Below are 22,481 nucleotides of genomic sequence, written 5' to 3' on the forward strand. Positions count from 1 at the left end.
AAACCGTTGCAACAAAGTTAATACTTTATTACAACGGTTATTTTTTAATATTCAATACTTATTAGATTTCTACTGAATCTCTCAAGTGTTGAACGTATGCAGCTTTTTGCATTTTGTCTCTTTTAAGTACAGACGGTTTTAAGAATGCCTGACGAGATCTTAACTGACGTAAAGTTCCTGTTCTGTCAAATTTTCTTTTGTAGCGCTTAAGTGCTCTATCGATATTTTCTCCGTCTTTAATTGGAATGATTAACATGTTTTCATACACCTCCTCTCATTAGTGGTGCAAAAGTAAAACTTTTTTTATTCATCACAATAAAAAAACAACTTTTTTTAAAAAACATATTCTTAAAGACAAATACTTATCATTTATCTAAGAAATATATATAGAAAACTAACAGCAAAAGACACAAGTATAAAGATTCTTGGAGCCACTTACCTAATTATTACCTACTCCTCGAGGTTGCCCTCTAAAAAACAACAATTTCAACAGCAGCATATCAAAAATTCTATACGAATATTTAAGATTACATTGTTTCTTATACTATATACTAAAGCATTAGCACATAAAAAAAGTTGACCAAACAACCAACTTCTATACACTTACTATCTTACTAAAAGCAAACCTATTCCTAAAGCTAAAGATGCTAAACACAGTGTGAAGAACAAGTATTTAAAATAACCTTTAATCCCTTCTATCGCATACTTTAACCCTTCTCCATCTTGATTTCTAATGGCTGACTTTAAGCCTATACTATAGTTTAACATTCCGATTACAGAAACTAATTGAAGAAAAAACAAAATGGCTAAAGTGAAAACGACTATCATCTTATCTGAATATGCTATCCCAAACATAATCACTAATAAGACACTTAACATCAAATTACACACAGCTATAAACGCTCCCCATCTACCTATACTTCTCAAATATGACTGTATCTTTTGAGTAAACACAAATTCTTTTGTCATCATTCAATCAAATTAAGGTAAGTCAATTGTCACTACTGAATAAGCAATCCAGCCGATAAAAGAGGATACTAACAGCATAATAAATATCCCCATAATCCTCATACTCCAGCTCACGCTCATTAATCCATTCTCTAATAACTCCACATTATTCACATCCACAGCTTTTCTCAATTTCTCACTACTATTCATCAGATGTACATTAATCAAAAAGAAAATCACACAGCCCCCTGTTAATATTAAACAGGTATCTTCTGTCATTAGTCGATCATCTAACGTAGGGTTATCAAACATTGGAGATTTTACCTTATACATCATATAGTATAATGTATATCCTACTCCTCCTAAAGAAAGTAACATCGTCACATAACTTACCCGATTCATATAAGTTCCTAATAGTCCTAAACCACTATGCATAGAAGTAAGTACTTTTATATTACTCTCTGTGATTTGTTCGTAACCTTCATTCATTAATAATACCCCTTATTTATACTTACCAAATTACTAAATAAATCTAGGACTACTATTATCCTTTTTACTTCTAACTAATTCTCCGCTAACCAACTCTTAAATTCCCCCACTCTTTCTCTACTCACAATCACCTCATCTGTATAATTCTTCATCGTTAGTTTTAATCGAGAAGTAGACAGTTGTACGATCTGTTCTATATAATCGATACACACTACTTGAGATCTATTCACTCGAAAGAACTTCTCTGGGTTAACCATTTTAATAGCTGCTTCTATAGAACCTTCTTCTAACAAATGAATCTTACCTTCCACTGTCGAGATATACACTCCCCTATCCTCTCTGTAAAAACATACTACCTCATCTACCAACACCACCTTTATCTGCATCCCCACTTTTATCATCAGCCGTTTTGCATAACTATTCCCACCCATACTTTGCCTAAGACTTTCCACAGTCTGTGTTGTACTGCGTTGTTGTGCCTTGTATTTATTAATAGCACTTAATAATTCTGTTAGCTCTATGGGTTTTAGTAGATAATCAATGCTGTTTAGTTTAAATGCCTTAATCGCATAGTGATCAAAACTTGTGACAAAGATGATAGCACTCTTAATCTCTACTTGTTCAAATATCTCTAAGGACAGCCCATCTGCTAACTGTATATCAGCAAATATCAGATCTGGGTGCTCATGCTGGACAAACCAAGGGATAGCCTCACTTACAGAATACAGCGTATGCTGTACTTCTAACCCAAGTTTTTCTAATTCTCTACTTAACAGCCTTGCTGCAGGTTTCTCGTCTTCTATAATTACTATTTTCATCAGCTGTCTTTTCTAACTAAAGGTATTCTAACACTAAAACTATCTTCTAAATCTTTTATCACAATATCTTGTTGGAACAACAACAGACTTCGCTTAGACAAATTCTGAAGTCCTAATCCTGTTGAATCTACTTGTTTAGGCTTTGCACATCTTTCATTCCACAGCACTAAACCATCATCTTCTATAACTAGCATTACTTTTATTTTCCCATCAGAAGGAATTATATTGTGTTTTACCACATTCTCTATCAAAATTTGTAGGCATAGTGTAGGTACTTGTGTAGCGTTATAGTGCATCACCTCATCACTAACTCTGAAATCAATAGCATTATCATAACGTACATTGAGTAGATAGATATAGTCCCTTATAAAAACCACCTCATCAGATAGAGCACATGAGGTATTGTCCAGCCGTTCTAATACATATCTATAAATCTTAGAGAACGAGCGTGCGAACTGTTCTGCCTTGACAGGATCTTCTTGTATCGTACTTATCAGCACATTCATATTGTTAAATAAGAAGTGCGGTGATAGCTGTTCTTTCATACTCTCTATCTGACTCTTCTGTAACTCTATCTCTATTTCCTTATTCTTCAACTCTAACAATCTTAACTGATCATTATAAGCAAAGACAAATACAACAAGTAAAATAAATACACTAATCAACACAATGGCTAAGAAGTTACCAAAACGCATATGGTCTCCATTGTAAAAGTCTTTAAACGATAGTCCATAAAAAATATTGAGCATGATGGCTAAGAACAAATAATAGGCAACAACAGAAGTTATTATTCCATTTATAAAGAACACTATATTGCGAACCTTCTTACTCAGTTGTCCTTTGATCTTTTTCTCATGCTTCTCTATCCTCCAACAAACTAAAGTACTTGTGATAAAATTTGACAGATAGATCAGTACTGATAATACAAACGAGAAGAATGTAGATTTTTGAAAACGAGCATTGCCAAACAACTCAAAAAAACTCATCCCTTTATCCTGAAAGGAAAAGTAAGATATCATTAAACTTAAAATCACTCCAAAGCTTGTAGCCAATAGAATATGTCGACGCCAATTAACAACCATAGTTCTCATGTATAAAAATCTAAATTACAACAAAGACAGTAACAATTATTTCCCTTTACACAATTCTTGTGTTTTTAATGCCCAATCTTTCCCCCATGATGGATAGAATGGCACATCACTCTTCTGTTTATCAAATAGCTCTATCGACTTCTCTAACATCTTACAATAATAAGGCATGTCTACTTTCATAAACTTAGCACTATTAATCTGAAAACTTGCTACAGAATACACTGCTCTCGGATTAGTAGGATCTAACTCTATCGCCTTATCATACGCTCTATTAATAATTGGAGTCTGTACCATTCCTTTATTCATCGGATCAGTAATCAACTCTAGTGTTTCATTCATTCCCTTCAATACATACCACTCACTTCCTCCCTTTTCTAACCATTGGTCTATTAGTACACGGTTAGCTACTACGATATCTTCTATATTATCAGCCTGTGAATTACCAAACCCTTCTGTGATACTGATAAACACCTTATAGTACACTGGTATCCAATTCTCTTTATCAGACATCGCTATACGGTCTAGCATAGCCACTGCTTCTTTCGATTGTCCGCTTTGCCATTGTTGCATCGCTTTTTGCATTCCTACCTCGTATTTAGATTGTCCGAAACTAAATACACTAAATACACCAAATAATAAAATCAATAACTTTTTCATCTTTCTAATTATTTAATTACACAACAAATCTACGCTGACTATCAAACCTTAAAAAAACGAACTGCGCGAACTGTTGTTTCTAATGTTTAAGTTGTTTTACAAATTCTCTAATTGGTTCTTCTTTTTATCCGCACTTATTGTCCACATAAACCCTACATATATAAATCGCTTCGCAGAGACATTCGTGATATCAGGTTGTCCCCCACGCTGATTAAACTGATAAGCATATACAGGGTTTCTACCTAACAAATTATCTACTGATAAGTACACTATCTTTTGCCCACTGAATAGATAAGCCCAGCTCATACTGACATTGTGTATGGGACTACTCTCATAAGTAGCTTTATTAGTTGTATTCATATCATGGAAGTGACGTGGACTACTGTAGTTATACGTCATACTCACCTGAGACTTCCATTGCTCTATCCAGTACTTCGTCACCACAGAGAAATTGTGCTTCACTACATAAGACGGCTGTATCCATTCGTTCCAATACATCTCTTTGCGTTGAGAGTCTATATAAGTATAGGTTACCCAATAGCTAAAATTCTTAAACGTGATATTATCTTTCCAAAACAAATCAAATCCCTTTGCATATCCTTCTCCTAACTGAGCATACTCACTTGGCTTACCCAATGGAGTTAAGAGCAACTTACTATAATCTTTATAGAACATCTCTGCTCTCAATAGACGTTTTCTAAACTCATAAGTATAGTTCAGTATATAATGATTAGCCTGCATCCAGTCTTCTTGTTTCACAGCTAATGACTGCTCTAAGTTCATAGCCTGATTAAACACCCCATACGAGAAAGACATTTGATGCTTAGGAGTCATCTGGTAAGTCAACATCGCACGTGGCTCTACTGTCCAATCTGCTATCGCTGAATACTTACTCGTTCTCACTCCTGCTCTCAATGACAAGTCTGATGTTATTTTCCAATTGTTCTCAAAAAACAGTGCCCATCTATTCGCATCCGTACCTAAGTCTTCTGCTCTACTTCCTTTACTTCTCGTCAAATCTAATTTAGAAGCCTGCACATCTACCCCAACAAAAGACTGAAACTGCCCATTCCACTGATAAGACAACTTCACCTTCTGATTCACATCCCAACTAACCTTCTTTAAGCTCAAATCATTGCTATCTCCCGTATAATCCATATACCCTAACCCTGTACCGATATCTAATCTCATATAAGAAGTAAGCTTCTTAAAGAACACACTATTCATATACACATTACTTGACTTAAAACCTAGTGTATCTACTCGATTACTTGGTTGTATCTCTTGCTCATACTTAATCGTAGAGAAGTCTACAGCGGTATATAGTTTATATCCTCCGTCCTTAATCTCGCGCTTATACATCATCTCTCCAGAAGCTGTAGAGAAAGGCTTTTTAGTATTATATCGCTGTTTTACCACTGCAGTATAAGCTCCTAAGTTTAGATAGTTTAGACTATATGACAGCGAGTTTTTGCCCCATTGATGTGTCTGTGCGAAGCTCCCTCCTACAGTAGAGATAGAGTAATCTCTACGTGAAGGATCTATCTCATCCGATGTATCTAACTGCAATACTCCTGATAACGCATCTCCAAACTCTGCGCTATATCCTCCTGCTGAGAAAGACATTCCTTTAAACAGAAACGGATTAAACTTAGAACGCACAGGTACATTACCCACAGAAGCCGTATAAGGCTGAAACACTCTTACACCATTGACGAATATACCACTCTCCTCCGCTCTACCTCCGCGTATCAGTAGTCGTCCATCCTCTCCATTCGTCTGCGCACCAGGCATCGTACTTAGTACTCCCATAATATTACCTGGACTCCCTGCAGTACTCACTACATCCATCGCATTTAGTCCTATACTCTCTGCGCGTCCTCTCTTATTCTTGCTATTCGTTGTAATAAGTATCTCTCCCATCACCTCATCTTGTCCACTTAACACAAAATGTTCATTATAATTCTCCTTTGTATTGATCTCTACATCAAGATTTCCATACTGAGGGTGCATGAACTTCAGCACTCCACTCACTACTGTATCTGTAACTATAAAACTAAAATACCCTTTCGTATCGGTCAATGCTCCTTCAAAGCTATCTTCAAGGTACACATTCACATTCTCGATTGGTTTATTCTTATCGTTTACCACTGTACCCGATAGCTGAATCTGTTGTGCCTGTACAGCACCTACACATAAGGTTAATAACAAACATAGTAGTGTTCTCATCTTTCTTCTTGATTAATTCTATCACAAACGTAATCTGACAACACAACTTCTGAAAAAACGAATGCGCGAATGGGAGTATTTACTGCGCGAATGGGGATTGGTTAACGGTTTACTGTTATCAGTTCACAGTTTTAGTAATGTGGATAAAACTCTAGCACATTGAGGTGTTTATTTATTCTTGTTGACTTATAGCCATAAAAAAACGGTTAATAGCTTTTATACTATTAACCGTTTTTATACGAGTTCAAATAAGTAATCATGTTAAACAAGGTATGTGAGAAACATAACACTCAGTAACTATATATTACAAGTTTTATAATATGAGATTCCTCCTGCATCGGTATGACATACTAGACAGATAGAACTTATCCTTTTAAAAAAAGCTTATGAGACACAACTCATTAGTATCTTACATCAAACAAGAGTCAATATTAAAACTGTATTATGTTAGACATAAAGTATTGCCACCTTTACTGTGTTATTACATATAATACACCTATATGACCATCGAAGTCAAAATCGTTCTGATAGACTAGTCCTATCTTCTCTAATACTTTGATTGATGCAATATTCTCTTTCATCGCTCTACCGATAATACAGCGTAGTCCTAAAGTTGTAAACCCATAGTCTAAACAAGCCTTTGCGCTCTCAGTAGCATACCCCCTATTCCAATACTCCTCAAAGAAGCGAAAGCCTATATCGGTCTTGTCTATATCAGTATTGTACTTCAATCCACACCATCCTAAAAACGCATTATCTTCTTTTCGAATAACTGCCCATCGTCCATATCCGTTTCTCTTATAATCAATATAATTAGCTAAGAAAGTATACGCATCATCCACACTCTCAAAAGCATCATCTCCTGTATAGCGCATCACATTAGGATTAAGGTTTAACTGATAAAAGTGTTCAGCATCTGCAGTAGTTAATTCTCTTAGTACTAATCGATCTGTTTCTAAAACGCTCTTCATGCCTAGTCATATTTCTAATAGGTTAATATTACGAATATTTAATGAAGTAACAATTCATAAACTCCTTATAAACATCCTATTCATTTTACAGTTGACCTACTTTGGAGAAAATGATCTGATTTGGTTAAAATAGGTATTTATGAAAAAACGATAATCGTTATCATCTCTTTATTGACAAAGCTTACAAGAAATCGGTTACGCTTTACCAAGTACTTTGTTCGGAAGTTGTTCGGAAAAACCTCAGTATTTCGCAGGATAAAGAGCTCTTTTCCGAACGATACTAAATTTGTCTCCGAACCAAACTATATCAACAAAAACATATCATTACTAACATCCTATATTATACCTCGTCCCCTCCACTACCATATATATGGTATATTCTGAAAATGACTAATAAAAAACAAGATTTATAAATATCTTTGCTTTGAATAATTTAGTACGTTAATCAAAAATACAGGTATCAGAACATGAAGAAATTCTTTAGTAATACAATAGTAAAACTTTTACTAGGGGTGATAGTCGGTCTAGTCATAGGGCCATATCTTACAGACAGCTTACTACAAATCATCTTATCAACGAGACATATACTAGGTCAGATCATTCTGTTCTTAGTACCGCTGATCATTCTAGGATTCGTAGTATCTTCTATCGCTAAACTAGACAAAGGACAAACTGGTATAATCGGTTTCTCTATTATTATTGCTTACTTATCTAGTATCGGAGCAGGATTCTTTAGTAGTACACTAGGTTTTAACATTATCCCTCACTTACAGATAGAGAACAATGTGGAGACTCTTAAAGAGCTTCCTGCGATGTTATTTAAGCTAGATATACCTCCTGTATTCGGAGTGATGACTTCTCTGACACTTGCCTTAATGATTGGTATCGGTATTCTATGGACAGAGTCTAAACCACTAGAGCGTGCATTTGATTCTTTTAAAGATATCGTACTATTATTAGTGAATAGAGTATTAGTACCTGTATTGCCATTCTATATTATGGCGAACTTTGCATTACTTAGTTATGAAGGGTCTATACAGTCACAGCTACCTGTGTTCTTAACTGTGATTCTTATCGTGATAGTGGCACACTTCATTTGGTTAGGTGTGTTATATACGATAGCTGGAATATACTCTGGTAAGAACCCATGGGAAGTTATTAAACACTATCCTCCTGCTTATCTAACAGCAGTAGGTACGATGTCTTCAGCAGCTTCTCTAGGTGTAGCTCTACAGTCTGCACACAAAAGTAAAGTGCTAAAACCTGAGATCACGAACTTCACTATTCCGTTCTTCTCTAATATACACTTATGTGGATCAGTATTGACAGAAGTATTCTTCGTGATGACTGTATCTCAAGTGTTATATGGTACATTACCTACACTGGGTACGATGATCTTATTCGTACTACTGCTAGGTATATTCGCTATCGGAGCACCTGGTGTACCTGGAGGTACTGTGATGGCCTCATTAGGTATCATTGCTTCCGTACTAGGTTTTGACGATGCTGGTATTGCATTAACCTTAACGATATTTGCATTACAAGATAGCTTCGGTACCGCATGTAATATTACAGGAGATGGAGCACTTAGCCTTATGGTAACAAAATACAGTGATAAATAAAGATAATGAGGGAAGGCCTGTGCTTTCCCTTTTTTATACCTTCTACGCTATGCTAAAGAAATTAGTAAACAATACTATCGTTAGATTAATATCCGGAGTAATCATCGGGCTATTAGTTGGGCCTTATCTAAATGATATTCTACTTCAAATCATCTTATCAACGAAACATATTTTAGGGCAACTAATCTTATTTTTAGTTCCTTTAATCATCTTAGGATTTATCGTATCATCTATTGCTAAGTTAGATCAGAAGTCCTCGGTGATTATAGGGTTCTCCCTAGCTATAGCCTATATATCGAGTGTCGGAGCAGGGCTATTTAGTGGTTCATTAGGATATACCATATTACCTTGGCTAGATATCCCCTCTACTGCTGCTACGGGAAGAGCATTACCTGAGATGCTTTTTAAACTAGACATTCCGCCTATATTCGATGTGATGACTTCCTTAGTACTTGCACTCATGATAGGTTTAGGTATTCTATGGACACAATCTAAACCACTAGAAATAGCCTTCGATCATTTTAAAGAGATTGTGTTATTATTGGTCAATAGAGTACTAGTGCCTTTATTGCCTCTATACATTTCATGTAATTTTGCTTTGCTTAGTTATGTAGGTAGCATACAGTCCCAATTACCTATATTCTTAATCGTGATTATCATCGTGATCTTAGCTCATATCGTATGGATCGCCATCTTATACACGATCGCAGGTCTGTACGCTAAAAAGAACCCATGGGAAGTACTCAAACATTATGGACCTACCTATCTAACTGCGCTAGGAACGATGTCTTCTGCGGCTAGCTTAGGTGTAGCACTACAATCAGCACATAAGAGCAAGGTACTGAAGCCGGAGATTACGAACTTCACTATTCCGTTCTTTTCTAACGTACACTTATGTGGTGCTATGGTTACAGAGACCTTCTTTGTGATGACAGTATCCTTAGTCCTTTATGGACATTTACCCGATGTTAGTACTTTGATTCTCTTTGTGCTATTACTAGGTGTATTCGCTCTAGGAGCACCTGGTGTACCTGGGGGAGCACTAATGGCATCCTTAGGATTAATAACCTCTATGCTAGGCTTCGATGATACAGGGATAGCATTAGTATTAACCATATTCGCACTACAAGACAGTTTTGGTACTGCGTGTAATATAGTGGGGGATGGCGCCTTAAGTCTTATGGCAACAGCCTTTCATGAACGACAACAAAAAAGGGAAGCTCAGTAGCTTCCCTTTCTTCTATATCGTCTAATCTGATTAGTCTTTTAAAATGTTACGAGAGATAACTAATTTTTGAATCTCTGTAGTTCCTTCTCCGATAGTACACAACTTCGAATCGCGGAAGAACTTCTCTACTGGGAAGTCCTTAGTATATCCATATCCTCCGTGGATTTGAATCGCTTCTGTAGATACTTTCACACATACTTCAGACGCATACATCTTCGCCATAGCACCAATCTTAGTCATTGGTTTATTATTGTTTTTTAAGAAAGCTGCTTTGTGTAATAATAACTCAGAACACTCAATCTCTGTAGCCATATCCGCTAATTTAAAACCGATAGCTTGGAATTGGCTAATTGGTTTTCCGAATTGAACTCTCTCTTTTGAGTATTTTAATGCTGCTTCATAAGCTCCTTTAGCAATACCTAATGATAATGCCCCAATAGAGATACGCCCTCCATCTAATACTTTCATCGCTTGAATGAACCCTTCTCCTACTTCTCCTAAACGGTTAGCATCAGGTACACGACAGTTATCAAAGATAAGTTCTGCAGTCTCAGATGCACGCATTCCTAATTTATTTTCTTTCTTACCACTAGAGAATCCTGGTGTACCCTTCTCTACTACGAAAGCTGTCATTCCGTGAGAATCACCTTTCTCTCCTGTACGAACAATAACAACTGCAACGTTACCCGATATAGCGTGAGTGATAAAGTTCTTCGCTCCATTTAAGATCCAGTGATCACCATCTTTCACAGCTGTAGTACTCATACCTCCAGCATCAGACCCAGTGTTGTGCTCTGTCAATCCCCATGCACCGATCCACTCAGCTGTCGCTAGCTTAGGTAACCATCTTTTCTTTTGCTCTTCATTGGCAAATGATAAAATATGATTAGTACATAGTGAATTATGTGCTGCTACTGATAAACCAATAGATGAGTCTACTTTAGAAATTTCTTCTACGATAGTGATATATTCGTGGTAACCTAGTCCCGATCCTCCGTACTCTTCAGGAACTAAAACTCCCATATATCCCATCTCTCCTAGTTTTTTAAATAAATCTACAGGAAAGATTTGAGCTTCATCCCATTCCATAATATGTGGACGAATATGTTGTTCTGCAAAGTCTCTTATAGATTGAGCAATCATTGCTTGAGTTTCATTGTATTCAAAATTCATGGTTGATAGTTTTAATTCGTAAATCTCAAATATAAACTAATTATATCAATTTTGTCAATAGGGAATTTCTCAATTTGTAGTAATCCTTCTTTATTAACAAAATCTCCGTTCATACTCCTATGCTTGACTACTTCTCTTGCGATATAATAATTCATATAGGGTAATTCTTTCAATTGATTTATAGATGCTTCATTGATATTTAATGTTGTAACAGTTGGTGCATTCATCACTTTAAAATGTCTATATAATTCATTTACAACTTCTTCTGAAAGCCCATACACAAACTTCAACTGCTGTATGGACACAAAACCACCGTACTTCTCCCTTTCTTTCATAATCTTATCTGCATAATATGGCCCTATTCCTCTGACTTTCTGTAAGTCCTCTAAAGTTGCACTATTTATACATATTGCTACTATGGGGACTTCTACTTTAGGCTTACTATAATCTACATATTCTCGTTTCACCTTAGGGTTATTCACCCAATCTGGGAACTTAAAATAAGCACTATAGGTCTTCAGCCATTCGTCTGATACTTGAGTAATTTGTTGAAATTCTTTAGCAGAATTGACATATTTATTTTCCTTTCGGAATGACAATAACCGATCTATCTCTGCTGTAGACATACCTAAAACAAAGCCTCGATAATCTGTAATAAAGTTGGGGTTAAAAGGATAAATTGTATCTCGCTTAGCTATGGCAATAGTATTAATACTATCTAATAGACTAATCTGCTTCTGATACTCATCATTAAAAAGGGTGGAATACTGATCAACTATATACTGATCGGATGACCTAGGATAATAGATATAAAGTTGAATGCCAATCACAAGGAGCACTAAAAAGAAAAGGCCCCGCTTCTGTGACTTCGTGTAGTAGTAAAATCTTTTTCTGTAGTTAGATAACATCTCCTCTTTTTATAGGAAAATTACAAGATTACAATCTAACTCACATACAGTATTCAAAGAGATTTATAGGTCGAACACTGATGTTCTCTTTGTATAGATTAAGTCTTTAATACGAGCTAAAAACGCTAAAGTAAGATATAAAGCAAAAGCTAATCCTAAGGTAAAGAATGATAAATAGATAAAAAACAGACGTACACTAGTTGCACGCATCCCTAGTCTATCCCCTAGACGGCTAGATACTCTGAATCCTCTTTTCTCGAAATAGTGTCTTAAACTAGTAACCATATCTATATCATATTAACTAGACAAAGATAAACAATATCCATCACAGCGAAGTGAACTATGGTGTATGATTAACTTTTTTTGAGAAATTCTTTCCCTATAGCACACTCTATACATCGATTACTATCACAGTATTTCTTCTTTAGATGAACTAGAGCTTGGCTATCTACAGCATTAATCGCTGTTATATTATAATTAGAGAATAAACTGACGATACTGTTCTTCTCCGCTTTTATGCTTTCGGCTAGTGTTATAATATCACTAATATCGTAATCTTCATGCGATATAGACTTCTGATAAATAATCTGCATTGGTAAAATGACATTGATAATTACTAAATCAATAAAGTCTTTAGTCAGCTTCTTAGCCTGTTTCTTACTCACTTTATTAAATACATAATGTGTCTCCCAATATGAACTCACTTTGATATCAAATAATTGATAGAAATAATCTAGATCTGTTGTTGTCAGTATCTTTACAACAGGGATCTGCTGGTGATATAACCAACTACTCAGCTGTGCTAATCTAATAGTAGGAAAATTAGGTGGTCTAAGCTGAAAGAATCGTATAGGGGATGGGGATGATACTGAAATACTATACTTATGTCTTAAGAAGGTCCATTCTCTTTTTATATCTTTTACATAGTCATCCTCTAGCTCCTGTTCTTCTTCTAACAAACCTGTTACTCCAAACAAGAGGGCTTCTATTTGTAACAAGGATTGGGATTGTTTATAAATAGACAGTACAGGTAAATGTCTTACTGCATCATAGAATGCTTCGCCATTCGCGTTTAAGCCAAAACTCTTAGCTAGAAAACAAAAGAATACATGTTCCCAATGGTTATTGGTTTCTAAAAGCAATTGTTCCATTGGTTTGGTTTTTTCTATCAACCGTTCTAGAAACAACTTCTCTTTCCAGAATATCCAGATACATGGGTCAACTGCTCCTATGCTATCTTCACAGTTTAAGTGATTCTTACGCAAAAAGAGTTGAGTACATTTCTCTAATACTTGTTGATCTACATAGTTCTTCAAAACGAAAACAGTTATCTCACTACCATCTAATCTAAAAACTGGAATATCATACTCCCAGACCACATGTAATATCACACTGTCATAGCGCTGATCTCGCTCATGATGATGTGCATACCAATCAGAAGCCTTAATATGTATCTCTACATTTCCCGCCCATTCCTGATCTGCAATACATATTCTTGCATTAAAAAAGTCAGGTCCATCTAGACCTGTAAAAATCCCTGTAGAAAGTATACGAAGAGATTCATTAGTGGTGGTATACAAGTCCTCAGCATTAAACAACTGATTTGCCCAAACATAATGTAGAAAAGCTTCTTTCATAAAAGTATTCTCTTATTGATTATATTCAATTCGTTTTCTCTATTTTTATAAAAAACTATAATCACACTAACCAATCTTATGAGAATACTATTCTACATCATCGGTATTACTATGACCTTGTCTTCTAGTATTATATACGCACAAAAACCTAACCAAAATACACTTATAGAATACTATACTTACTCCAACAATAAAATAGTGAATGTAGAAGACCCTATAATTCTGATATCAAATGGGGATAATGCTTTTATCGCTAAGAAAAAACAACTCGATGTAGGATTAGAAAAATATCCTTATGAACAGACTTATATCGACTATAAAAACAATATTCAATATAGTGTAGCCCATCTAACAAAGAAGAATAAAATAAAGATGGTACTTCCAAACACCGACCAATCCTTCACACATCATAAAGAGACCAAAACAATATTAGGCTATAAGTGTAATAAAGCAACCATAACAATTAATTCTAATAAAATCACCTTATGGTATACTAATGACCTGAAGATGAAAGGAAGCCCTATGTCATTAGGTGCTAATCTAGGGGTAGTGTTAGAAATAGATCGCAATGGTACATACAAAACGATAGCTAATAAAATAAACAAAGATTTAAAACTGAATATACAAGACTATATACAGCTAGAAGATAGCCGTGAGGTAGATACTAAAACTTATAAAAGTGAACTGTGGAAAAGTAGATTCACTACTATTAAGTTATTCGAAGATGACTTAGTGAATTTCTCTGACTCTATTATTAATAAGCCAAACTTAATGCGCTTTGCTAAAGGGACAGTTATCGTTACTAAAGTAAAAATACCTGCAATAAAACCGACTGATCAAATATTCGTCAACTTAACAGAACAATCTAATGGTGATGCTTATGATAGAACAGGTAGTGTATTCTTAATACCGCACTATCACGAAATTTCTTTTATGGATGCATTAGAACAAGGTATAGAGGTACTCCCTATCTATCAGAATCAGGATTCGACAGAGAAATTTCAAGGTGTTATCGCTACACAAAACTATACACCTCCGATAGAGTTAATGCGCTTCTTCACCCCATTCGGAGTCAAAGGCTTTAATCATATCGATGTACTTGATTATAAATGGCAAGAGAAGGTGTATTATAGACAAGAGATTTCTGAGTTTCAACCTTTATTAAGCAATAGTGAATGGTATGTAGGGGTATATATAGGCAATTATGATAAAGGTGGTCATAAAATAAGCGCTGATATTACTATCCATCCTGACGGACTAAGCAATGCTAATAAAACGACAACGATGATGCCTATCTTTAACACTACTAATCTAATGGAAATGGCAGGTCAGAACTACCCTATTATGTTTACTTCTCCAACAGGTTTAAAAATAACCTTTACGACAACTACTGATATCAAAAATGCTAGATTAAGGTATATCACGACAGGTCATGGCGGATGGGAGAATGGAGATGAGTTTAACCCTAAGCTTAATACAATTAGCTTAGATACTACTAAAGTCTTAGACTACTTTCCATGGAGACAAGACTGTGGCTCTTATAGAGAATACAACCCTGCTTCTGGTAATTTTGAGACGGGGTTATCTTCATCTGATCTTAGTCGTTCTAACTGGTGCCCTGGTACTATCACACCACCTATTTGGGTTCCGCTAGGAGATATAAAGAAAGGTACACATACATTAGAAGTCAAAATACCTCAAGGAAAAAGAGAAGGCAATAGCTTTAGTTATTGGAATGTCTCAGGTGTTCTCTTTGGGGAATAAAAAAAAGCGCAGTTTTACAAAGAGTAAAACTGCGCTTTTTTTATTTATAAATTCTTATGTAAAGAAGTTCCATGTTATCCCAAATCTAAAGGTAAAATCCTTATATGGGTTATTAGGTGCTGAATAATATTTGTATCCTGTCATACTAGAGTTAAAGTGCTCTAACATTAAATATATTCTAGCTGTTCTAATCTTCATATTAATAAAGAAATCTAATACTGGATAATTCCCTATTTCAACTTTATCTTGTACAAAAAAGTCTCCTATCAATGGATTGTAATCATTTCCATAGTACTTCGTAAAATAACTCAAAGTGATACCTGTCTGAAACTTTAAAGCCTTATCAAAGAATGCATCTGTGAAATATAAAGTATTACGTGTCACAAACTCTGGTACATTTAAGATATTATCTTTTTGGTCAACTTTCTGATACAAGAATGTATTATCTAAACCAAACTTACCAAATCTAAAGTCTTTCTCAGCTTGAATAGATAAGTAGTTAATCGTACCTCCATATTGTTTAGGGGTAACTAACACTTGCTGTGGTATACCAAACTTATCAAACTCAGTAGCATCATTAGAAAAATAAAGCTTATCTTTTAATACTGAATATGTCCCTGACAGCTTTACCCATGGTGTTGTAACAGAGGCATCGAATTGATTAATCTTTTCGTTCTTAAACTCATTATACCAATTGTAATTAACATAATCACTTTGATATAAATAATAGTTTAAATTTCCCATTCTATTTAGGTTTTGATATCCTAATTGAAATGCAATATCTTCTGAATACTTATAATCTAAATTAGCTTCGAAGTTTCTTGTTTCGTCATTCCCTAAAGATGTACTGGCTAAAACATTTGCTTTCCAATTCTCTTTATGGTAAATATATCTACCACCTAACATTGTTATATTCTTCTCTAACTGATCAGGTATAAGACCTCCTTCAATATGTGCAATACTCTTATAATGGTATCTATATTTATAGAAATCAACAAATCCTTCAAAACGTCCTGCCACATCTGACTGATACGCGGCCCCTACTCTATTAAAAACATTGTAGTATCTAGTCTTATTGTTTATACTACTTTTAAATGCTTCTCCAAAGTGTGTCTTATCTGTAAATTGATTATTAATATCAGCTTGTTTATATTCAAAAAACTTATCCTCGTAAGTAAACTCATGAGTCAGTAAAATACCATTCTTAAAAGAATTGTTTAATTGATATTGATGATTTAAGTATAAACGCTTTCCTTTCAACATTGTTTCAACATCTCTGTAATACACATTAAGACGTTCACGCTTATTATATGGTTTAACACTGCTTTCAAAAAGATCTAAGTCACGTATCCCCCCATTCTCTTTGTTCATGATGTCTTGAGCTGTAAAGTGAGCTCTCATCAGATATTTCTTGTTCTCAGATTGATAACTAGATCCTATTCTAAAATTACCTGTTGAAGACAGTTGATTAATATACTTTCCTAGAGAACGCAATCCTTTATACCCTACAAAGAAATTTAAGTTCTTACTTGTATTTAAAGTAATAAAGGCATCTAGGTTCTGCCCTTGTTTCATCACTGATCTATAGTATAAATCAGTATAAGGAGTAGGTGCAGAATAATACTTAATATCTTCTACATTTAAGTATGCAAATTGTTTTGCTTCAAAACCAAAACCTGGTAAAACATGATTTGCTTTATAATTATATTTTAATACGTTATAAGTCTGACCTTCATTAGCAAACTGAACTAACCCAAAAGGATCCTTTCTTAAATAATTAAACTCATAGTGCTTCTTTACAGATAGAGCTGTATCTACTGCTATCGTATCATTCTTAATCGAGATTATCTTATAGTCACTGATAGGTGCCACAGAGTCTTTCTTTACCTTCTGTCTAAGGCTTCCTATTTCTTTCTTCTCTTTTTTATCTTGGTCTCCATCAGGTCTATAACTTCCTTGCATATCTAAAGTTTGAAACTGTGCATGGATAGTCACACAACAAAAAAACAATAGAAAAACACCTAGGTACTTTCTCATAAAAATATAATTTGGACAAAGGTAAATTTATTTTTGAATTAAATAAAAAAAGCCATCCGAAGATGGCTTTCTATTTTATACTTAATAAGCTAATTATTTCTTAGCCCAAATAAGTTTTGTATCCATTTTGTCACCACCCATACGAGCAGCAGCAGCATCTTTATTAGCTTTGTTAACAAGATCCATGTCGGATGGATATGTAATTCTCTCAGGTAAATCCTTTAAATCTACTTTCGGAACAAATGTATACTGAGTTTCTCCATCAGGTCCTGTTGCAACTAGATCACGTGTTTCTCCTGGTAACAAGAATGTTTTAGGGAACTTCGTTCTTCGATACTCAGCCCAAGCTTCATAAGGTTGCATATATAATGCAATATACTTCTGAGTCATTACATTTTCTTCATTAGCAGAAGGAACCTTTTTTAGATACTCATCAATCTTAGCTTGAGTAATACCCCAGCTAGTCATAGATGCTCTAATACCGTTTTTATAATTGGTATCATTCCATCCATTTACCTCTGACAGAATAAACTCTACTTCAGCATACTCCATTAAAACCTCAACTTTATCAGCTTTATATATAGCAGCTCCAAATTGAGAAACACTACCCGTTTGTGAACCTGTAAATGACCCTAAAATACCAATTGGCATACCAACATAAAAATCCGCCGTTCTATCAACATAATTTCCTTGCTCAATACTACCTACAGTTTTACTAGCACTAAAAGAAACAACCGTTTCGACATCTTTACCATCCTTATCTTTGACAATATTCGTTTTAGGTGCAACCATTTTAAACAAACGCGGATCAACTATATCTTTAAATGGATTCTTTTTACCTACCATTTTTTCTTCTCCTTTCAATAACTCAACAAAAGTATTTGTAGGAGAAAAGTCATTACGATTATCGATAAAAGCAGCTCTATACAATGGTGCTGGATTAACTTTATCATTTTGGTATTTAAGACCAACTGAATCGTCGTTAGAACTCATAACACCGCTTTTTATAGCATCTGTTATATGATTTTGTGCTTCAGGAATTACATTCTTCACACGATTTGCAATTTTTAATCTTAGAGAGTTTGCAAACTTCTTCATCTTACCTGCACTACCAAATAAAAAATCTCCTTTATTAAAAATACCAGAATCAAGTTCAATAGATTCAGAAGCCTCTTTTAGCTCCTTCATCATATCTTTATAAATTTTATCTTGTGGTGCAAATTTAGGAGTTCTTATAGGATTAGCAGTTCCTACTGTCATACCTTCAAAATCAGGGTCGTCACTACCATAAGAATAATATGGAATATCACCATAAGTCTCCAAAGCTTGCAGCTGACTATATACCAACATAATACGAGAAGCAGCTAGCATATTACCAGGATGTCCATAAGTAAGTACTTTAACCTGATTAGCCTCATCTGTAATTATATCAATAATCTCTTTATATCCCTTTGCTGCAAGAAAAATATCTGTGTACAGACTGTTATTTACACCTGTTCGGAATAAATATAAATCTTCATCTGTATAGTTTCTTTGCGCAGAATATTGTACCCACGGTAAAGCCATTCTTGCAGAAGGGAATCCTCCACGAGTATTAGTCATTAAATCTTTATTAGATTTATTAAATAAACCTCCAGTAGGAACCTCTAAAGGTTTGTTTGGGTTTACGTTAATATCTTCTAATTCTTTGTCACACCCTACTAGAGCAATAAAGCATGTTAATAGAGATATTTTATAAATGTATTTTTTCATGAGAGTTTCTAGAATTTAAATTTAACATTCATACCATAAGTTCTTGTAGAAGGCAATGACGCCCCTTCAATAGCCTGAATATTTCCACTTCCGTAAGATGCCATCTCTGGATCCATACCTTTCCAGTCTAAGTTCCAAGTAAATAAGTTACGACCATAAGCTGAAATAGTAATTCCTTTAAATGGACCTATCCATTTACTAGGCAAATCATATCCTAAAGAAATCTCTCTTAACTTAATATAATCAGAACTAAATACGTTTAAAGCATCAACTCCACCATAATGTGATTGTGACCATTCTTGGCCAGATACTACCTTATCATTTTTAGATCCATCTTGTTTAACTCCCGCTAAAATAAGTCCATTCTCACGAATACCATTCTCAGCAGATTTATCAAGCATACCTGTATACATTCCAAACATATGAGAAGTAGAGAAGTAGTTACCTCCTTTTTGCATATCGATTAAAACACCTAAGCTAAAGTTTTTATACTTAAAGCTATTTCTAAGTCCCATATTATAATCTGGAAGATAAGAACCTAAAGCCTGTATCCCTGTACTTAAGTAAAGTCCATTTTCTCCAACAACTTTATTTCCATTATCGTCATAAACAAAATCAGTTCCATAAATTTGTCCATATGCCTCACCTACTTTACCTTGTAAAGATACTTGGAATGGAGCTCTTGTTATTTCTACTGATTCAACACCCTCAGCTAAACGAGTTAACTCATTCTTATTCTTAGAGAAATTCCACGTAATATCCCAAGAAAAATCATTTGTACGAATCGGAGCTAAATTAACTGTAGCTTCTATACCTTTATTCTTCATATCTCCAGCATTTTGCCATTGATATGCAAATCCTGTTGCAGCATCATACTGTACACGTGTAATTAAATCCTTGGTATCTATTTGATAATAAGAAACCTCAAATCCTACTCTATTATTTAAGAAACCAGCTTCTAAACCAATCTCTTTAGTAGTCATCATCTCAGGTTTTAGATTAGGATTATTAGCAGTATTACTTAATGAATATGTTGGACTACCATTAAATGGACCGTCTAAGTTGTAGTAATCAGCTGTTCTATATGCTTCAGTATCATTTCCTACTTGAGCCCATCCTAAACGAACTTTACCAAAAGACAACCAATCAACTTCAGGCATTAGTTGAGAAAAAATAAATGTTCCTGTCACAGAAGGATAAGTAACCGATTTTTTAACAGTAGAGAACCAATCTGTACGTGTTGTTCCTTCTAAGAATAAAAACTCTTTATAGTTCACACTAACAGACCCAAAAACTGAATTTGTACGTGAATGGAACTTCTCATTACTCGCCTTTGGATCTGATAAACTATTACTTAAATTATATAAATTAGGTATATCTAAACCTCCAACAGTTGTTCCGTAAACATAATCTCTTCGTTTTTCACTTCTATTAACTCCAACAAAAGCGTTAAGTCCGAAATCTCCAAAGTGATCATCATAGTGCACACGTCCTTCATAGTTATATTCAGAAACATCACGTTTCATGATACTATACTTAGAAGTCGCTTGTGAACCTACAGCCACTCTTTCTTCAACAGTAAAGCTATAACGATCACCGTATACAGTTCCTACTGCATATATCTTATCAGTAAAATTATATGTTAACTTAACATTCCCATACGTTCTATTACGTATATCTTGAGAAGTATTCTCATTAACCACCCAATAAGGGTTGTCTGAATAAGCTGGTCTACCATCGTCCCATCTATTTCTATTCCATGAACGTTGATCTCCATTTGCTAATTTATAATCCTTTAATTGTTTAAAGTCTACTTGACGTTGTCCCCATTGAAAGAACTTTTGTGCAACAGAGTTATCACCGTATCCTACCTCAGGACGGTTAAACCCTTTAGTATATACGTAATTAAAATTAGTTTCTGCTTTTAATTTATCTGTTAACTGAGTAGAGGCACTTACAGAGAAGTTATTACGTTGTAATTTTGAATTAGGTACTACACCTTCTGTAACATTGTTACTAAAAGACATTCTAACATTACTATCTTTGAATGATTTACCAATAGCTACAGATTGACTATGTGTGATTCCTGTATCAAAGAAAGACTTAACATCATTTTTAGCTTTCTCCCAAGGCACTTCCTTCATATAATCATTTGCAAACTCTGGATCAAAAGCATACCATGGTAAATATGGAGTTCCATCAAACTTAGGTCCCCAGCTTTCATCTACTTTGTATTCTGCAATATTATATGTTTTACCTCCAATAACAGCTGTTGGTAACTTACTAGCAGAACCACCTCCATATAATGTTTGTAACTTAGGCATGATATTAATACTTTCGAAACTTAATCCTGTATTAACCTCAATATCTGTACGTCCATTTTTTGCAGACTTAGTAGTATAGATAATTACACCATTACCACCTCTATTCCCATAAAGAGCAGAAGCAGGACCTCCTTTTAATACTGTTACAGATTCAATATCATCTGGGTTAATATCCGCAGAAGTATCACCATAGTCACGTCCACCAGACCCACGTTGCATATTTGTATCCGCAAAGTTACTATTATCCAACGGCACTCCATCAACAACAATCAACGGTTGGTTATTCCCTGTTACAGATTTTACTCCACGTAATACAATACGCGCAGAACCACCCATTGAAGAAGGAGAAGTCACTTGAAGACCAGCAACGTTTCCTGAAAGAGCATTAACAGCATTTGTCTGACCTGATCCAGATAAGTTATCTCCTTTAACTTCTTGTGAAGAATAACCTAACTTTTTCTTATCACGCTTAATACCTAAAGCTGTTACTACCACTTCGTCAAGCATTTCTTCATCGCTCGCCATAGTCACATTGTAAACAGCTTCACCGCCTACAGTGTGTTTAATGTCTTTCATTCCTACAAAAGAGAAAATAATCACATCTCCCTTTTTAACTTTTAACGAATACTTTCCGTCAAGGTCAGTCTGAGTACCTTCTGAAGTACCAGAAATCGTAACGGAAACACCTGGAAGAGGAAGTCCACCTTCACTTACAATCCCATTAAAAGTCTTTTCCTGAGCAAAACCTACTTGCACTAAAAAAGCAAGAGACCCTACTAAGATCCATTTAAACTTTGATTTCATTTTAATTATTGATTAGTTAGTATGACAAA

The 22,481-nt window shown here is 34.8% G+C and carries 18 protein-coding genes; 3 read left to right on the forward strand and 15 right to left on the reverse strand.

Annotated elements, in window-relative coordinates:
• Positions 1–61 precede the first annotated feature (61 nt).
• From rpsU to MPR_RS15930, 8 genes are all read right to left on the reverse strand, one after another.
• Positions 62–256 carry a 30S ribosomal protein S21 gene (gene rpsU / locus MPR_RS15895; protein ID WP_038987509.1) on the reverse strand — a complete coding sequence of 65 codons (195 nt, stop codon included), beginning with the start codon at positions 254–256 and terminating at the stop codon, positions 62–64.
• A 350-nt stretch (positions 257–606) separates the two neighbouring features.
• Positions 607–972, reverse strand: coding sequence for a hypothetical protein (locus tag MPR_RS15900; protein WP_235280462.1), 366 nt, complete (start codon positions 970–972; stop codon positions 607–609).
• Between the two features lie 9 nt (positions 973–981).
• Positions 982–1,437, reverse strand: a complete 456-nt coding sequence (locus MPR_RS15905) for a hypothetical protein (RefSeq protein ID WP_041894236.1) — start codon at positions 1,435–1,437, stop codon at positions 982–984.
• A gap of 74 nt (positions 1,438–1,511) precedes the next feature.
• Positions 1,512–2,255, reverse strand: a complete 744-nt coding sequence (locus MPR_RS15910) for a LytR/AlgR family response regulator transcription factor (RefSeq protein ID WP_041894238.1) — start codon at positions 2,253–2,255, stop codon at positions 1,512–1,514.
• Positions 2,255–3,337 (reverse strand): sensor histidine kinase, encoded by a 1,083-nt coding sequence (locus MPR_RS15915; RefSeq protein ID WP_235280463.1) that lies wholly within the window; start codon positions 3,335–3,337, stop codon positions 2,255–2,257. The genes MPR_RS15910 and MPR_RS15915 overlap by 1 nt, the downstream gene beginning before the upstream one ends.
• A gap of 45 nt (positions 3,338–3,382) precedes the next feature.
• Positions 3,383–4,003 carry a tetratricopeptide repeat protein gene (locus tag MPR_RS15920; protein ID WP_041894243.1) on the reverse strand — a complete coding sequence of 207 codons (621 nt, stop codon included), beginning with the start codon at positions 4,001–4,003 and terminating at the stop codon, positions 3,383–3,385.
• A 96-nt stretch (positions 4,004–4,099) separates the two neighbouring features.
• Positions 4,100–6,232 carry a TonB-dependent receptor gene (locus MPR_RS15925; protein ID WP_041894246.1) on the reverse strand — a complete coding sequence of 711 codons (2,133 nt, stop codon included), beginning with the start codon at positions 6,230–6,232 and terminating at the stop codon, positions 4,100–4,102.
• Between the two features lie 470 nt (positions 6,233–6,702).
• Positions 6,703–7,203, reverse strand: coding sequence for a GNAT family N-acetyltransferase (locus MPR_RS15930; RefSeq protein ID WP_041894249.1), 501 nt, complete (start codon positions 7,201–7,203; stop codon positions 6,703–6,705).
• Between the two features lie 467 nt (positions 7,204–7,670).
• Between MPR_RS15930 and MPR_RS15935 the strand changes: the two genes are divergently transcribed.
• Entirely contained in the window at positions 7,671–8,825 is a 1,155-nt protein-coding gene (locus MPR_RS15935) for a dicarboxylate/amino acid:cation symporter (protein WP_006264680.1), read from the forward strand.
• Between the two features lie 49 nt (positions 8,826–8,874).
• Positions 8,875–10,053 (forward strand): cation:dicarboxylate symporter family transporter, encoded by a 1,179-nt coding sequence (locus MPR_RS15940; protein ID WP_041895591.1) that lies wholly within the window; start codon positions 8,875–8,877, stop codon positions 10,051–10,053.
• A gap of 30 nt (positions 10,054–10,083) precedes the next feature.
• Here MPR_RS15940 and MPR_RS15945 read toward each other — a convergent pair whose 3' ends face one another.
• The 4 genes from MPR_RS15945 to MPR_RS15960 all read right to left on the reverse strand — a co-directional run bounded on the left by MPR_RS15945 (position 10,084) and on the right by MPR_RS15960 (position 13,771).
• Complete coding sequence (locus MPR_RS15945; RefSeq protein ID WP_006259611.1) at positions 10,084–11,226, reverse strand: acyl-CoA dehydrogenase family protein; 1,143 nt, start codon at positions 11,224–11,226, stop codon at positions 10,084–10,086.
• Between the two features lie 11 nt (positions 11,227–11,237).
• A complete protein-coding gene (locus tag MPR_RS15950; protein ID WP_235280464.1) occupies positions 11,238–12,056 on the reverse strand; it encodes a ComEA family DNA-binding protein in 819 nt (272 codons plus the stop codon).
• Positions 12,057–12,197: 141 nt separating this feature from the next.
• Entirely contained in the window at positions 12,198–12,419 is a 222-nt protein-coding gene (locus tag MPR_RS15955; protein ID WP_006259613.1) for a hypothetical protein, read from the reverse strand.
• A 68-nt stretch (positions 12,420–12,487) separates the two neighbouring features.
• Positions 12,488–13,771 (reverse strand): DUF2851 family protein, encoded by a 1,284-nt coding sequence (locus MPR_RS15960; RefSeq protein WP_041894255.1) that lies wholly within the window; start codon positions 13,769–13,771, stop codon positions 12,488–12,490.
• A 78-nt stretch (positions 13,772–13,849) separates the two neighbouring features.
• Between MPR_RS15960 and MPR_RS15965 the strand changes: the two genes are divergently transcribed.
• On the forward strand, positions 13,850–15,535 hold the full coding sequence (locus MPR_RS15965; RefSeq protein WP_041894258.1) for a PNGase F N-terminal domain-containing protein: 1,686 nt from the start codon (positions 13,850–13,852) through the stop codon (positions 15,533–15,535).
• 54 nt (positions 15,536–15,589) lie between these two features.
• Here MPR_RS15965 and MPR_RS15970 read toward each other — a convergent pair whose 3' ends face one another.
• The 3 genes from MPR_RS15970 to MPR_RS15980 all read right to left on the reverse strand — a co-directional run bounded on the left by MPR_RS15970 (position 15,590) and on the right by MPR_RS15980 (position 22,452).
• Positions 15,590–17,572: a putative porin gene (locus tag MPR_RS15970; RefSeq protein ID WP_041894260.1), complete on the reverse strand. Its 1,983-nt coding sequence runs from the start codon at positions 17,570–17,572 to the stop codon at positions 15,590–15,592.
• 93 nt (positions 17,573–17,665) lie between these two features.
• Positions 17,666–19,324: a SusD/RagB family nutrient-binding outer membrane lipoprotein gene (locus MPR_RS15975; RefSeq protein ID WP_041894263.1), complete on the reverse strand. Its 1,659-nt coding sequence runs from the start codon at positions 19,322–19,324 to the stop codon at positions 17,666–17,668.
• Between the two features lie 8 nt (positions 19,325–19,332).
• Entirely contained in the window at positions 19,333–22,452 is a 3,120-nt protein-coding gene (locus tag MPR_RS15980; protein ID WP_041894265.1) for a SusC/RagA family TonB-linked outer membrane protein, read from the reverse strand.
• Positions 22,453–22,481 lie beyond the last annotated feature (29 nt).

Origin of the sequence: Myroides profundi (genome assembly GCF_000833025.1) — a bacterium.
Classification (GTDB): domain Bacteria; phylum Bacteroidota; class Bacteroidia; order Flavobacteriales; family Flavobacteriaceae; genus Flavobacterium; species Flavobacterium profundi_A.